Consider the following 15,495-nt stretch of genomic DNA (forward strand, 5'->3'; position numbering starts at 1 on the left):
GTTACGATCAGCTTTTGTAACTCTTCAATATCTATTTAACGAGTGGTAGATATTCTCCATAACCTTCCTCTTTCATTTTATCTTTCGGGATAAAACGAAGTGAAGCGCTATTGATGCAATAGCGTAATCCACCTTTCTCTTTCGGCCCATCTGTGAATACGTGTCCCAAATGAGCATCTCCGGTTTTACTGCGTACTTCCGTACGTATCATGCCGTGCGAAGTATCTTTCTTTTCTGCGATTAGACCTTTTTGAATCGGTTGGGAAAAGCTTGGCCACCCGCAACCTGAATCAAACTTGTCGGTAGAGACAAACAGAGGTTCTCCGGTAGTAATATCCACATAAATGCCGGGACGATGCTCATTCCAGTATTCATTATGGAAAGCTGGTTCAGTGGCATTCTTTTGGGTTACGGCATATTGTTCCGCCGACAATTCCTTACGAAGGGTTGCATCATCCGCTTTTTGATACGCTTTAGCTTTCGGCGCATTCGCTTTGCGTGCCATTTCGAATAAAGCAGGATTGATATGGCAGTATCCACCCGGATTTTTATCCAGATAGTCCTGGTGGTAAGTCTCTGCCGGATAGAAATTTGTCAATGGCTTTACTTCTAGGACGATAGGAGTTTTATATTGTGCGGATAATAATTGAATTGCCTGCTTGATGACAGGGAGATCTTCTTTATCTACATAATAAATTCCGGTTCTATACTGCGTTCCCCGGTCATTACCTTGCCGGTTGAGGCTGGTAGGATCGATTGTCTTGAAATATAGATCGAGCAGTAAATTCAAATCTACCGTTTTCGGATCATAAACCACCTTTACTGTTTCGGCAGCATTGGTTTTTCCTGAACAGACCTGTTCATAACTCGGATTGGCAACATTACTGTTGGCATATCCTACCTGAGTACTTTCTACTCCTCGAATTTGTTTCAGGAAATGTTCTGTTCCCCAGAAACATCCTCCCGCAAAATAGATTTCTGCTTGACTTTTCATTGGTTTAGCAACTCCTAAAAATGTATTACTAATCATTACAATTACTATAGCGATAAAATACTTCATATCCGTTAGTTCTTTCTATAATAACGAATGAACCAACGGATATGTTTTAAGGAACTACTATACTAAACTCAACTTTATTTCTTTTTTATTCAATGACCTGTCCTTTGTAGAAATCCAGAATTTTAGTCCGGAACAGGTAGTCATATTTTGCCTGCAACTTATCCGAAAGAGCTTTCGTCAGATTAAGTTTGGCTTCATTGTATTCCACAAAGGTAGCCTTGCCGTTATTGAACTTCTCACTCATCAGGCGGAAAGACTCTTCGTTGGCTTTTACTGCCACTTCACTGGAGTTGTATTTACTCTCTGCTGCCAGAGCATTGTACCAGGCTTGCTGAATTTCTTTATAGAGAACTTTTTTACTGTTATCCAACTTCAAGGATAAATCTATTTGTTGCAAACGAGCCGTGCGTACCCGGTTTCTTGTGGCAAAACGGTTGAAGATTGGCACGCTCAAATTAAATCCTATATATTTATTCAGATTGTTTTTCATCTGACTGCCGAAGCTGCTCTCTGATCTTCCGCTAACCGTATAATAATTACTTCCCAGACCGGCACTGAAAGAGAGTTGTGGATAAAATGCACTTTGGGCAATACGAATACTATTAAGACTACCTTGCAAACGATATTCTGCAGCCTTAATGCTTGGTTTGTAAGTAAGTGCCTGTGTATATATGTCATCCGGCGGAGTGAGAGATTCGAACTCTAATTCTTCCTTAGGGTTTTCGAGTACAAATCCTTCAGGCGTGGGTAATTCCAAAAGTTGGGTGAGATCCAGTAAGGATAGTTTGTACGTATTGTCTGATTGTACAGCAGTCATTTCATCCTGTGCGACACGGGCTTGTGCTTCGGCCACTTCAGAAGAGGATGCCTTACCCACTCCTTGAAGACCTTGAATACGTTTTAACTGGTCTTTGCTTAAATCGACCTGATTATGAGCAATCTTACTTAATTCTTGATTGAATAAAACCTGTAAATAAGCAGAAGTGACATTGATTGCAATATCTTCTCTGGCTTTATTCAAATCTTCTATGACAGCTTTTAAATCTAGTTTGGCAAGTGAATATTGGTTGGACAATTGCAAACCGGTAAATATAGGTACGTTTGTTCCCAAGCTGAAACTGGTATTGGCGCTGTTAATGTCACTATACGAGTTGTCTATCGGAGAAGCAGTACGGCCCCAACTCCAGTTTTGGCTGGCACTACCGCTCAAATTCGGAAGGCGTGCCCATTTAGTGGTGTTTACACTCACTTTGCCTGCTTCGACATTATTGGCCGATTGACGGATTTCTATATTATGCTCAATGGCATAGTCGATACATTGCCGCAGCGTCCATGCTTGCGAAGAGTTGTTCTGTGCCTGGATGGAGGTGATTCCGACTCCGGCAAGCAGAAGGGCTGATATGGTTTTACGAATTATTTTCATCGGATTCAATTATTTATCTTTTTTCTCTGCACCACGTATTTTGTCCTGAACGGTTACCCCTTTCTTGATTTCTATCTTGATTCCATCACTCATACCGGCAGTCACCTGTGTACGCTGGAACTTTTGTTCGGGCACTGAATCTGTCATGATGTACACAAATGTAGAGTCACCATTAAATTCAACAGTGCTTTCGGGCACTGCCAATACCTGATTGGCTTTTTGTAATACGATTTCCGCATTAGCCGAATATCCGGAACGAATCTGAACAGAATCCGGAATGGTAATCGCAGCCTTGATTTCAAACTGGTTGGCTCCATTGGTTTCTACCCCTTTCGGAGAGATATATTCCAGAATGGCATTGAAAGTCAGATTTTGTAAAGCTCCGATGGTCAGCTTGATTGGCATTTGTTCGTGGATACGTCCCACTTCTGTTTCATCAATATTACCGCGGAAAATCATATCGTTCATGTTGGCTACCGTAGCAATCGTGGTTCCATCATTGAATGTGTTACTCATAATCACCGAATTACCAGCTTTTACAGGTACGTCCAGAATTAACCCGTCAATGGTAGAGCGAATCATCGTGCTACTGAAAGAGGCACTGTTTTTGGTAATTCCTTCTTTTACGATTTCCAGATTGTCTTTGGCCGTCTGTCTCTCTTCGCGAGCCTGTTTCAAAGCCACTTCACTTTTCTCGTATTCCTCCCGGCTAATTAACTGACCGTCATACAACTTCTTCACACGGGCGAAATCCGTTTCTGCCTGGGTTGCATTAATTTCTGCCAGGCGCACACGGCTTTCTGCAGAATTCAGTTGTCCGAGTTCAGGGATTACTTTTACTTTGGCAATAACTTCCCCTTTTCTTACAGCTTGTCCGGCTTCTTTATATACTTCGTCGATAATACCCGAAATTTGCGGTTTGATTAAAATTTCGTCTCTCGGTTCCACCTTTCCGGTAGCTACTGTAGTTTTTTGGAGGTCAGTCATTTCCGGTCTAACTGTTTCGTAAGTGATTACCTTAGGCTTGGATTTCTGATAAAGGAATACGAATGTTCCGACAAGAATGATAGCAATGACTACCAATAATGTGATTTTCAGATACTTTTTCATGATTTTATTTATAATTTTATTATTTACGATTGATGATTGAAACTAAACTCCTCACATATCCAGATAACTGTTCCACTTCCTTATTCATCCCGAATCGCCTCAATCGGTTTGATAGCCATGGCCCGGTAAGCAGGTGCCAGACCTGCCAACATTCCCAGTGCGATTAGAAGGGCACAAGTACCGATTGCCAGTCCGAAAGTAACTTGAAAACGGGTGTCCCCTCCGTCAGCGTTGGCTCCCATTTCTACAAGTTGCAACACCATGACGGCAAAGGATATTCCACACATTCCTGCAATGGTGGTAAGTACCATACTCTCTGATAGAATTTGTTGCAGAATATCTTTCGGCCGTGCACCGATCGCCCGGCGGATACCGATTTCTGTGGTACGTTCTTTAACGGTCACCATCATAATATTGGATACTCCGATGGCACCTGCCAGCAAAGTTCCCAATCCTACCATCCAAACAAGTATGTTGATACCGGTAAACAGGTTATCGACCATAGAGAACATAGCTTCGGCATTCAGGCACATAACAGCCTGTTTGTCATCCGGGGAGATATAATGTGCGGCTTTAATGACCTGTTCCATTTTGGGTTGTATTTCAGACACTTTGACTCCATGCTTCGCAGTGAAACAGATCACATCAATTCGTCCTCCCAGATTATATGTTTGCTGCATCGTAGTAAAAGGAAGAGTGACGGCCTCCGAAGCCCGTCCCTGTATATTCATGTCCCCTTCGGAAGAAGACATGCCAATCACTTGATAATAAATGCCATCTACTCTTACATATTTGCCACACGGGTCTTCTCCCGGTTTGAAAAGACTTTCATAAATTCGTTTTCCGATGACACATACTTTGCGTGCTTCCTTTATATCCACCTCATTGATGAACCTGCCGTATGCCATTTCCTGTGATTCAATGTGGAGATAATCCGGATACAATCCTTTCACGCTACAATCATATTTCTTATCTTCGTATACGGCTTTGGAACCCCAACGGGCTACGGACGGAGTAATGATCTCCACCTCTTTCACTTGGGAGCGAAGACGTTCAATGTCGGTAGATTCCAGATTCCACCATCTCCCTTTGCGGAAGCCTTTGTAAGCCTCGCCCGTTCTTTGCGAGACAAGGAAACCGGAATTGGTGGCAAATCCTTCAAAGTTCTTTTTCATCATGTCCTCCAATCCTTGCCCGCCGCCGATAAGGGCAACGAGCATAAAGATTCCCCAGAAAACACCGAATGCAGTCAGCAGGCTTCTCGTTTTATTTCTTGTAATGGTAATGAGGATTTCCTCACAGGTATCCATGTCTATTCTCATAGTCTTAATCTGCTCTAAGTGCTTCGATCGGTCGGATGCTGACTGCTTTTCGGGCAGGGAATAATCCGGCTAACGTACCAGCTATTATTAATGTGAGTGTAGCCTGTATGGCGATTCTTATATCTACTGTCGGATTCAGGAAAACGGTTTCCGTCCACATTCCGGTGTCCATGGTCTGATTGCCGAAAGCGCTGTTCATCCATTCGGTCACTCCGATACCGGCTACCATGCCGATATATCCGAATATGGTGGTGATGGTGACACTCTCTACAATAATCAACCAGAGAATGGAAAGCGGTTTGGCTCCCAAAGCCTTACGAATACCAAACTCGCGGGTACGTTCTTTGACGGTAATCAGCATGATGTTGGAAACTCCAACGATTCCGCTAAGTAACGTAAAGATGCCGATTACCCAGATGGCGATACGCAGCATGCCCGAACCTTTTTGCTGTTGCAGATAGTTGGTAAACCGGTTCCATATCCAGATAGCACTGTGGTCCGTTGGGTCAAACCGATGGTTGGCTCCCAATACTTTACGGTAATGGGCTTCAAAAGCCTCATTAGCCTCTACTGTTTCCAGATTTTTGGTAGTCATGACCAGGTTATTCAGTTTGTCTCCTTTATTATAAATCGTTTGTAGAGTGGTAAAAGGAATGTAGGCATCGCTGTCTCCGCTATCTCCTTTATCATTATAAAGACCTACTACCTGATAAACCACATTTCCGGCGTTGACAAACTGTCCGATTGGCTCGGTATGAGTCTTGTTAAAAAGGATTTCTGCTGTTTTCTTATGGAGTACAATTACTTTCCGGCGTTCCTTGATATCGATTTCATTGATAAAACGTCCTTCGAAAAGCTTCACGACTTCTACCTCTGTATGATTGGGATATACGCCGGAAAGGTTCAGGCTGACGTATTCTTGCCCGAAACTAAGATTTACGCCTCCCTGCCACACGGTTGCTCCGGCCTTGATGACATGATTCGGGAAATAATGACTGGTAGCATCCATGTCTTTATTGTCCAGTTGCACCCGTCTTCCTTCTTTCAGTCCGTCGTATGATTTACTGGTCCATCCCGGAAAAATCTTGATGGAGTTCATGGCACGTTCGGAAGCCGATTGCTCGAATGCGTGGATCAGTCCGTTACCTGCACCTAGTAGGACGATAAGCATAAAGATTCCCCATGCCACGGCAAATCCTGTGAGAAAAGTCCTTAGCTTGTTGCGTTTGATGGTACTATATATTTCTTGCCAGATGTCAATCATGATAATGTTTGTATAGTGGTGGATTTTAGATTATTTCATGATACCGTCTTTTCCGAAAGGAGAAGCGTCATGGTCGATATTATCTTCAATACGTTCGATGATTCCATCTTTGATATGTATAATCTTGTCTGTCTGGTTGGCGACTCCACTTTCGTGGGTGACAACGACAATCGTCATTCCCAGTTTATGAAGATCTTTCAGAATCTGCATCACTTCTACGGAAGTTTTGCTGTCCAAAGCTCCTGTTGGTTCATCTGCCAGAATGATTTGTGGTTGGGTGATTAAAGCTCGTGCAATGGCTACACGTTGTTTCTGACCGCCACTCATTTCGTTCGGCATGTGATGTGCCCAGTCTTTTAAACCCAGGCGGTCGAGATATTCCAAGGCAAGCGCATTTCGTTTTTTGCGACTTATACCCTGGTAAAATAAAGGAAGTGCTACATTCTCTACGGCATCTTTAAAGGAAATCAGATTGAATGACTGGAAGATAAATCCGATCATACGGTTCCGGTATTCGGCAGCTTTGGTTTCGCTCAAGTTCTTGATAAGTACGTTGTTCAGGTAATAATCTCCGGTATCGTAGTTGTCGAGGATTCCCAATATGTTGAGTAAAGTTGATTTCCCAGACCCGGATGCTCCCATGATAGAAACAAATTCTCCCTGTTCAATGTTGAGATTGATACCTTTAAGTACATGGAGAGGCGCTCCGTTGTTGTAGGTCTTGTTGATATTCGTTAGTTGTATCACAATTTTCTTTATTTAGTTTCTGTTTTCTGATAATTTTCTACTATTAGACGTGCGAAAGATACGAAAAGTTGCAAACAGGTTGAACTTTTTTCAAAAAACATTTTGTAGACTCAATCTTCTTTACGTAATTTGTGTGCAGTAAACTTAATGATTAACTAACCCTTTTAAATAAAAGTATCATGAATTCAAACATGGAAAAACCCTACGTAGTAGGTATTGACATAGGCGGAACGAATACCGTCTTTGGAATTGTAGACGCACGCGGAACTATTATTGCCAGCAGTTCAATCAAAACATCTGGTTACCCTACAGTAGAAGAATACGCTGATGAAGTGTGTAAAAGTCTGCTTCCATTGATTATTGCTAATGGTGGTGTTGATAAAATCAGAGGTATTGGTATCGGTGCTCCGAATGGCAACTACTACACGGGAACGATTGAATTTGCTCCGAACCTGCCTTGGAAGGGAATTCTTCCGTTGGCTGCCATGTTTGAAGAAAGACTGGGTATCCCCACTGCTTTGACAAACGACGCAAACGCTGCTGCTATCGGTGAAATGACTTACGGTGCTGCCCGTGGTATGAAAGACTTTATCATGATTACACTGGGTACTGGTGTGGGTAGCGGTATCGTTATCAACGGTCAGATGGTGTATGGTCATGACGGTTTTGCAGGTGAATTGGGACACGTTATCGCCCGTCGCGATGGTCGTCTTTGCGGTTGTGGCCGTAAGGGATGTCTGGAAACTTACTGTTCGGCTACCGGTGTAGCTCGCACAGCCCGCGAATTCCTTGCTGCCCGTACGGATGCTAGCTTGCTTCGTAACATTCCTGCAGAAAACATCACTTCAAAAGATGTGTATGATGCAGCTGTACAAGGTGATAAACTGGCACAGGAAATCTTTAACTTTACAGGTAACATCTTGGGTGAAGCACTGGCAGATGCTATTGCATTCTCCAGCCCTGAAGCAATTGTATTGTTTGGTGGTTTGGCTAAGTCCGGTGACTATATCATGAAACCAATTCAGAAATCAATTGATGATAATATCCTGAATATCTATAAAGGCAAGACTAAACTGCTCGTTTCCGAATTGAAGGATTCTGATGCTGCTGTACTGGGCGCCAGTGCGTTGGCTTGGGAACTGAAAGATTTGAAAGAATAACATTTCATTATTATAATAAAGGTAATGAAGCCTCGGGAGTTTATGACTTTCGGGGCTTTGTTTTATTTAGTCCTTTCTGACGTGTACGGCTTATTCAGACAAAGGGTTATTCTCACCGGAGTGAGAAAATATTCTCATACCTTTGAGGAATTATTCTCATTGCAATGAGAATTTTTTCTCATAGGCATGAGAATGTTTGAGAAAATATACAATAAAAAAGGGAACCTCATAATGAAGTTCCCTTTTTTATTTCGAATCGAAAAGTTCGGCTTATTAGTTAGCTCTTTTTTCTTTGATTCTAGCTTTCTTACCAGTAAGAGCGCGCAGGTAGTACAATTTAGCGCGACGAACTTTACCTACCTTGTTCACTTCGATGCTATCGATAGCCGGTGATTCGATTGGGAAAATTCTTTCTACGCCTATAGTTCCTGACATTTTACGTACAGTAAAACGTTTCTTGTCTCCGTGACCGGCGATTTTGATAACAACACCACGGTACAACTGTACACGTTCTTTGTTACCCTCGATAATACGATATGCTACTGTTACAGTGTCTCCTGCTTTGAAGCTCGGGTGCTGTTTTCCGGTAGCAAATGCTTCTTCTGCAATTTTAATTAAATCCATTGTTGTTATTATTAAATTGTTTCATCGTTACAACGCAACATACCAAGTATCTCTTCTCTTGACAGCGATTGCGCGAAAGCGGTGCAAAGTAACGAATTATTTGCCAGATAGCCAAATGTTTTTGTATATTTGTGGCATATCTAAAAATAGCGAACATGAAACAGACTTATGTAAAGTATCTGATGGTGGCGACGTTTGCAGGAGGCTTCCTGTTTACTTCCTGCCGGACCGCACGCGAGACTACGGCACAGTACGAAGTAACCAAAGTAGAGGGTAGCATGATAACGATTGATTCTGTTTGGGACACCATTCCCAACGCGAAAGCTGCCGAAATCTTAAAGCCTTATAAGGAAAAGGTGGATGCGATGATGTATGAAGTCATCGGCACCAGTGCGATGAAAATGGACAAAGGAGGTCCCGAAAGTTTGCTTTCCAACCTTGTTGCAGGTGTTTTGCAGCAGGCGGCTGTTCAGGTGTTGGGGAAACCTGCTGATATGGGATTGGTAAATATGGGCGGCTTGCGTAATATCTTGCCCGAAGGAGATATCACGGTAGGCGATGTGTTTGAAATTCTTCCTTTTGAGAATTCTCTTTGCGTACTGACTATGAAAGGAACAGACTTGAGACGTCTTTTTGAAGCGATTGCATCTCTGCACGGAGAAGGAGTGAGCGGTATCCGTCTTGAAATCACCAAAGATGGAAAGTTGCTGAACGCCTTTGTCGGTGAAAAACCACTAAAGGATGACCAGCTTTACACGGTGGCCACTATCGACTATCTGGCAGATGGAAATGGACGGATGGATGCTTTCCTGCAGGCGGAAAAGAGAGTATGCCCCGAAGACGCAACCTTACGCGGACTATTTCTTGATTATGTACGCAAACAGACTGCCGAAGGCAAAGCGATTACCTCCAAACTGGATGGACGTATTACCATAAAATAAAAAGGAGAATCTAAAAATATTGAATATGAAAAGAATTCAGATATTATTCCTGTTATGTCTTGCATTGAGCTTTACTTTCTCAATTTTTGCGCAGGATAAGGATACCAAAGAAGTGATTATTTTACAAACAAGCGATGTGCATAGCCGTATCGAACCTGTCAATCAGAAGGGGGACGAATACTATAACAAAGGCGGTTTTCTTCGCCGGGCTGCTTTTCTCGAACAGTTTCGCAAGGAGCATAAGAATGTGCTGCTTTTCGACTGCGGAGATATTTCTCAGGGAACACCTTATTATAATATGTTCCGCGGAGAAGTGGAAGTTAAACTAATGAATGAAATGGGTTACGATGCTATGACTATCGGTAACCATGAGTTTGATTTCGATGTGGATAATATGGAACGTATTTTCAAGATGGCTAATTTCCCGGTTGTTTGTGCCAACTATAATCTGGATGCTACGGTATTGAAAGATATAGTTAAACCCTACGTCGTTCTTGAGAAATATGGTTTGAGAATTGGTGTGTTTGGCCTTGGAACCCAACCCGAAGGGATGATTCAGGCTAATAAATGCGAAGGAGTCGTTTATGAAGATCCTATCCGCGTATCCAACGAAATAGCTGCTTTGTTGAAAGACGAAGAAGGTTGTGATTTGGTAGTATGCCTGTCTCATCTGGGCATTCAAATGGATGAACATCTGGTTGCCGGAACACGCAATATCGACGTGATTCTGGGCGGGCACTCTCATACATTTATGAAAGGCCCCAAAACATACTTGAATATGGACGGAAAAGAGGTGCCTGTTATGCACACGGGAAAAAATGGTGTTCGTGTAGGCCGTCTCGATTTGACTTTGAAACATAAATGAAGATAATCCCCTCAATAGTAACGCTTTTATTCCTTATTGCGGCCGGTACGGTTTCAAGTCCGGCGCAGAATGCTACAACCGTTGAACCTCTGCTGGTGTATAAAGCCCTTCAGGACAAAGACTGCCGGCACTGGGTTGATTCGGTTATGGATAAGCTTTCCTTTAAAGAAAAGGTAGGGCAGTTGTTCATCTATACCATTGCCCCGGTAGATACCAAACGAAACCTGGAACTGTTGCGCGAAGTAATCGACACCTATAAAGTGGGCGGACTTCTCTTTTCCGGTGGGAAGATGCAAAATCAGGTTGAACTGACAAACCGGGCGCAACGGCAGGCAAAAGTCCCTTTGATGATTACCTTTGATGGAGAATGGGGGCTGGCCATGCGTTTGCGTGGTATGCCTGTTTTTCCACGGAATATGGTATTGGGATGTATCCGTGACAACAAGCTGCTCTATGAATACGGGCGTGAAGTTGCTCGTCAATGCCGACAGATTGGAGTACAGGTCAACTTTGCTCCGGTGGCGGACGTGAATATAAATCCTGAAAATCCCGTAATCAATACCCGTTCTTTTGGAGAAGATCCGATACAGGTGGCTGATAAGGTTATCGCTTATGCTTCCGGTTTGGAAAGCGGAGGGGTTTTATCTGTGTGCAAACATTTTCCCGGACATGGAGATACCGATGTTGATTCGCATAAGGCGCTTCCGGTACTTCCTTTCACTCGTGAGCGTCTGGACAGTGTGGAACTTTATCCTTTTAAAGAAGCCATCCGTGCCGGATTGGGCGGTATGATGGTAGGACATTTGCAAGTTCCGGTGATAGAACCGATTGGTGGACTTCCGTCTTCCTTGTCCCGCAATGTCGTATATGATTTGCTGACAGATGAGTTGGCGTTCAAAGGACTCATATTTACGGATGCGCTTGCCATGAAAGGAGTGGCGGGAAATGGAAATGTCAGTTTGCAGGCTTTGAAAGCTGGTAATGACATGGTATTGTCTCCCCGAAACTTGAAGGAAGAGATACCGGCCGTACTGGAAGCCATTGAAAAAGGAGAGTTGACCCGCGAAGATATTGAAAGCAAATGTCGTAAGGTCTTGACTTATAAATATGTGTTGGGACTGAAGAAAAAGTCGTATGTACAATTATCCGGTCTGGAACAACGGATTAACAGTCCGCAAACGCGTGATTTGGTTCGCCGGTTGAATTTAGCGGCAATAACAGTTCTGAACAACAAGAATCATATTCTCCCCTTGCATACAGACAAAGAGCAGACGATTGCATTGCTCGAGGTAGGAGATCCCGGAGAAACTGATGCGTTGGCGAAACAACTTTCCCGCTATACGTCTTTGGCTCGTTTTTCCCTTCGTGCCAATCAGACGAAAGAGGAAAATCAGCGGTTGCGTGATTCTTTGTCTACCTATAAACGGATTATTGTAGCCGTCAGTGAACAGCGGCTGGCTCCTTATCAGCCTTTCTTTGCTAAGTTTGTTCCCGAAAGCCCGGCCATTTATCTGTTTTTTACTCCCGGGAAGATGATGTTGCAGATTCAGCGTGCGGTGGCTCATGCTTCGGCGGTGGTGCTGGGACATAGCTATAGTAGTGACGTGCAGCGCCAGGTGGCAGATGTGCTATTTGCCAAGGCATCTGCAGACGGACAGTTGTCGGCAAGTCTGGGAGAACTGTTCCCAACGGGAGCAGGAGTGACTATTACCCCTAAAACGCCGTTGCATTTCGTTCCGGAAGAATACGGGCTTTCCTCTGCTCATCTAAAACGGATTGATTCCATTGCATTGGATGGTATTCGTCAGGGAGCCTATCCCGGTTGCCAGGTGGTGGTGCTGAAAAACGGTCATATTATGTTCGACAAGGCTTTCGGTACTTATACGGGTAAAGGAAGTCCTCGTGTCGAATCGACGAATATCTACGATCTGGCTTCCCTTTCAAAAACGACGGGTACCTTGCTTGCCATTATGAAACTCTACGATAAGGGACGTTTTAATCTGACAGATAAAATTTCGGATCATTTGCCGTTTTTGCAACGTACTGATAAGAAAGATATAACGATTCAGGAAATTCTGTATCATCAGTCCGGTTTACCTTCCTGGATTCCTTTTTATCAGGAAGCTATTGACAAGGATAGCTATGATGGAAGATTGTTCAGCGCACGTAAAGATGTCCACCATCCGGTACAGATTGGTACGACTACGTGGGCGAATCCGAAATTCAAATTCAAGAGTGAATATATTTCTCCGGTCAAGACCGGTGATTATACTGTTCAGATCTGTGACAGTTTGTGGTTAAACCGTTCTTTCCGAAAGGTGATAGAAGAGAAAATTGCAGAAGCTCCGTTAAAGCAGAAGCGCTATGTATATAGTGATGTCGGATTTATACTCTTGGGAATGTTGGTGGAACAACTGGCCGGTATGCCTATGGAAGCCTATTTGCAACGTGAGTTTTATGAGCCGATGGGGTTGGAACATACAGGTTACCTGCCTTTACGCCGCTTTGCCAAATCGGAAATTGTCCCTTCCAACAAAGACCGTTTCTTGCGTAAAGAGACTTTGCAGGGATTTGTACATGATGAGGCTTCCGCTTTCTTTGGCGGATTGGCCGGAAATGCCGGACTTTTCTCTACTGCCCGTGATGTAGCCCGCGTTTATCAGATGTTGCTGAATGGAGGAGAAATAGATGGACAACGTTATCTTAGCAAAGAAACTTGCCAGCTGTTTACTACTGAAATCTCGAAGATCAGCCGGCGTGGTTTAGGTTTTGACAAGCCCGATGCAGATGATCCGAAGAAAGGAAATTGTGCGCCTGCTGCACCTGCCGAAGTATATGGTCATACCGGATTTACCGGTACATGTGCATGGGTGGACCCAATGAATGAACTGGTTTATGTATTTCTTAGCAACCGGATTTATCCGGACGTAACGAACCGCAAATTGAACCAGCTGCACATTCGTGAGCGAATACAGGGAGCTATTTATGATGCGATGAAGAAAAAATAAAAAAAGAAAGGTAAAAGGTAGCTTTTAATATAGATACCTTTTACCTTTTTTATTATTAACGTAATATTCTGATAGTTGCAGTTCTTTTTAGAACGATACACCCAGGCGGAAACCGAAGTTGCTCAATCCATCTACACTGTAATGCAGTACATCAGCTTTGTTGGTACCATAGCTGTAGTACAAAGCAAAGTGCAAGCCCGGTCCGTAAACCCATGGGAATACATTGATACCTACTTCAGGAGAAGCATAGAATCCCCAACTGTTTTCTCTTGCTTCCAACATATTGAAGTTAGAGCGGACTTTTGCATATTCAGCACCTAATTTAGCACTGACATAAGGTTGGAAAGATCCACCGCGATTCCACTGGTAACGTGCAGCGGCACCGAAAGGCAATTGGAAAATGGTATGTTGCTGATCGGTAGTCACTTCACCGGCACCCATCTGGAAGGTTTCGCGACCTACATATTCGTGGTTGCTGTGATAGTTGAGGAAAAGACCCAAGCCAATGTTAGGAGTCACAAAATAACCACCTTCAAAGTTCATACCCCAACCGCTTGCTTTATCTGCAAAGTGATTACTTAGCGGAGCATTGAACTGCCAGTCGATATTCGCATATCCATTGTCTGATAGCTGTGCCTTAGCCGGCATGGCGAAGGCGATGGCAATAGCCGCCAAGGCTACTACCTTGAAGTATATATTTTTTCTTGTTTTCATAACAGTTGTAGTTGTTTATTTGTTAGTAAGATAAGGTGACTGTGTAAATGACTGGTTGACAGCTTCTACTGCAAGAGTACGGTTGATAGCTTTGGAACCAGTTTCAAATCCGGTCAGATAACTTGTCCATACAACAGGCAGTTTTTTACTGTCTCCCTGTTCGGCTTTCAAGTTCACCATTTCTGTCAGGAAGGAGTTGGTGCTATAACTATAAGTTACAGCGTACGGGTAGTACCATCCACCACCCCAGTTGCCACCCCAGTAGCCAGGTCCCCAGTATCCGGGATAACCCCACCACCATTCAGGTTGTGTGTAGCTGGTGAAATAATAAGTACTTGCGATGTAGCTCACTTGGATACCAAGATCTGCACTTTCTTGGTCTGCTGCTGCTTCGTAGCCTCTGGCTACCATATTGTCTGTATAAGCAGCCAGAATTTGTTCTGCGCCTTCACCTTCGAGATATTCCGGTTCTTTACTGTCACTAATCACCAGAATCTGGGGTGCCAGATAGAATGTAGGAACTTTGAAATCGGCTTTCTTGTCATAGTTAGTGTATACCAGATAATTGTCATCCAGTTTACCCATGTCCGGGTCTTTTTCACATGAAGCGAGTGCAAAGACCGCCAATAAAATAGGAATTAATTTCTTCATATCTTTTATAATGTTTAGGTTATATAAAAATCGCGCCCAGGTACCTTGGGCTTTTGATAGAAACAACAAGAAAGGTGGAAAAAGGTTCAGATGGAAATTTCTTTTGCCGGAAAATTAACATATATCTTTTGCCCTGTTTAAAGAAAAACGGTGAGCACTCTGCCCCATTATCAGGGAGTTTGCTCACCGTTCATTATTTACAGATAATTGTTTGAAAATCCGTTTATTTAAACAGGGGTTTAAGTAGATCGGGTATCTCTACTTTATCAAGTTCCAGTTCATTTACTCGCTGCTTGCCCGTATGGGTCAGGTGGAAGTACATCTGTCTCCGGTCTTCGCTTCCGAGCGACCGGACGATCAGTCCTTTTTCCTCCAGTATTCGCAGCATTTTAGATGTGTGTGAGGGGCTTAGCTCGGTTTGCTTGGACAGGTTGGTAGCCGTCACTTTGTCCGAAGCCTCTTTAAGGGCACACAATATCATTGCTTCATTAAGCGTTATCTGGTACATTTTTTCAAATGCTGTTTCAAAGTTTCCCATTGCTTTGAATACATCACGCATTGCACATATTGTTTTCATACCTTATTTAAATATTTCATTTGTTCATT

General features: G+C 43.3%; 14 protein-coding genes. 4 read left to right on the forward strand and 10 right to left on the reverse strand.

Annotation, left to right across the window (positions count from 1 at the left end; genetic code table 11):
* Window positions 1–31: 31 nt before the first annotated feature.
* From msrB to AB5217_RS11390, 6 genes are all read right to left on the reverse strand, one after another.
* Window positions 32–1,060 carry a peptide-methionine (R)-S-oxide reductase MsrB gene (msrB, locus tag AB5217_RS11365; protein ID WP_032842976.1) on the reverse strand — a complete coding sequence of 343 codons (1,029 nt, stop codon included), beginning with the start codon at window positions 1,058–1,060 and terminating at the stop codon, window positions 32–34.
* Window positions 1,061–1,145: 85 nt separating this feature from the next.
* The gene (locus AB5217_RS11370) at window positions 1,146–2,483 is read right to left on the reverse strand and encodes a TolC family protein (RefSeq protein WP_032842990.1); all 1,338 of its coding nucleotides are present in this window, start codon (window positions 2,481–2,483) and stop codon (window positions 1,146–1,148) included.
* A gap of 9 nt (window positions 2,484–2,492) precedes the next feature.
* Window positions 2,493–3,593 (reverse strand): efflux RND transporter periplasmic adaptor subunit, encoded by a 1,101-nt coding sequence (locus tag AB5217_RS11375; RefSeq protein WP_032842978.1) that lies wholly within the window; start codon window positions 3,591–3,593, stop codon window positions 2,493–2,495.
* An 80-nt stretch (window positions 3,594–3,673) separates the two neighbouring features.
* Complete coding sequence (locus tag AB5217_RS11380) at window positions 3,674–4,915, reverse strand: ABC transporter permease (protein WP_032842979.1); 1,242 nt, start codon at window positions 4,913–4,915, stop codon at window positions 3,674–3,676.
* A 4-nt stretch (window positions 4,916–4,919) separates the two neighbouring features.
* A complete protein-coding gene (locus AB5217_RS11385) occupies window positions 4,920–6,179 on the reverse strand; it encodes an ABC transporter permease (protein ID WP_008649823.1) in 1,260 nt (419 codons plus the stop codon).
* 30 nt (window positions 6,180–6,209) lie between these two features.
* Window positions 6,210–6,926, reverse strand: coding sequence for an ABC transporter ATP-binding protein (locus AB5217_RS11390; RefSeq protein ID WP_004296202.1), 717 nt, complete (start codon window positions 6,924–6,926; stop codon window positions 6,210–6,212).
* A gap of 179 nt (window positions 6,927–7,105) precedes the next feature.
* Between AB5217_RS11390 and AB5217_RS11395 the strand changes: the two genes are divergently transcribed.
* Window positions 7,106–8,086: an ROK family protein gene (locus tag AB5217_RS11395; RefSeq protein ID WP_004307000.1), complete on the forward strand. Its 981-nt coding sequence runs from the start codon at window positions 7,106–7,108 to the stop codon at window positions 8,084–8,086.
* 273 nt (window positions 8,087–8,359) lie between these two features.
* Here AB5217_RS11395 and rplS read toward each other — a convergent pair whose 3' ends face one another.
* A complete protein-coding gene (gene rplS / locus AB5217_RS11400) occupies window positions 8,360–8,710 on the reverse strand; it encodes a 50S ribosomal protein L19 (RefSeq protein ID WP_004296199.1) in 351 nt (116 codons plus the stop codon).
* A 155-nt stretch (window positions 8,711–8,865) separates the two neighbouring features.
* Between rplS and AB5217_RS11405 the strand changes: the two genes are divergently transcribed.
* From AB5217_RS11405 to AB5217_RS11415, 3 genes are read left to right on the forward strand one after another with little or no spacing between them, the layout of a single operon-like run.
* Window positions 8,866–9,651 (forward strand): 5'-nucleotidase C-terminal domain-containing protein, encoded by a 786-nt coding sequence (locus tag AB5217_RS11405; protein WP_032842981.1) that lies wholly within the window; start codon window positions 8,866–8,868, stop codon window positions 9,649–9,651.
* Window positions 9,652–9,676: 25 nt separating this feature from the next.
* Window positions 9,677–10,516 (forward strand): bifunctional metallophosphatase/5'-nucleotidase, encoded by an 840-nt coding sequence (locus tag AB5217_RS11410; protein ID WP_008649825.1) that lies wholly within the window; start codon window positions 9,677–9,679, stop codon window positions 10,514–10,516.
* Window positions 10,513–13,524 carry a glycoside hydrolase family 3 N-terminal domain-containing protein gene (locus AB5217_RS11415; protein WP_195443290.1) on the forward strand — a complete coding sequence of 1,004 codons (3,012 nt, stop codon included), beginning with the start codon at window positions 10,513–10,515 and terminating at the stop codon, window positions 13,522–13,524. The genes AB5217_RS11410 and AB5217_RS11415 overlap by 4 nt, the downstream gene beginning before the upstream one ends.
* 87 nt (window positions 13,525–13,611) lie before the next feature.
* On the opposite strand, the gene AB5217_RS11420 is transcribed toward AB5217_RS11415, so the two are convergent.
* The 3 genes from AB5217_RS11420 to AB5217_RS11430 all read right to left on the reverse strand — a co-directional run bounded on the left by AB5217_RS11420 (window position 13,612) and on the right by AB5217_RS11430 (window position 15,466).
* Complete coding sequence (locus AB5217_RS11420) at window positions 13,612–14,238, reverse strand: porin family protein (RefSeq protein WP_004307005.1); 627 nt, start codon at window positions 14,236–14,238, stop codon at window positions 13,612–13,614.
* A gap of 15 nt (window positions 14,239–14,253) precedes the next feature.
* Window positions 14,254–14,889 carry a DUF4136 domain-containing protein gene (locus AB5217_RS11425; protein ID WP_004307006.1) on the reverse strand — a complete coding sequence of 212 codons (636 nt, stop codon included), beginning with the start codon at window positions 14,887–14,889 and terminating at the stop codon, window positions 14,254–14,256.
* A 223-nt stretch (window positions 14,890–15,112) separates the two neighbouring features.
* The gene (locus AB5217_RS11430; protein WP_032842985.1) at window positions 15,113–15,466 is read right to left on the reverse strand and encodes a MarR family winged helix-turn-helix transcriptional regulator; all 354 of its coding nucleotides are present in this window, start codon (window positions 15,464–15,466) and stop codon (window positions 15,113–15,115) included.
* Window positions 15,467–15,495 lie beyond the last annotated feature (29 nt).

It is taken from the genome of Bacteroides sp. MSSM.1001136sp1_RTP21357st2_D2_RTP21359_211015, from assembly GCF_040913205.1.
In the GTDB taxonomy this organism is placed as follows: domain Bacteria; phylum Bacteroidota; class Bacteroidia; order Bacteroidales; family Bacteroidaceae; genus Bacteroides; species Bacteroides ovatus.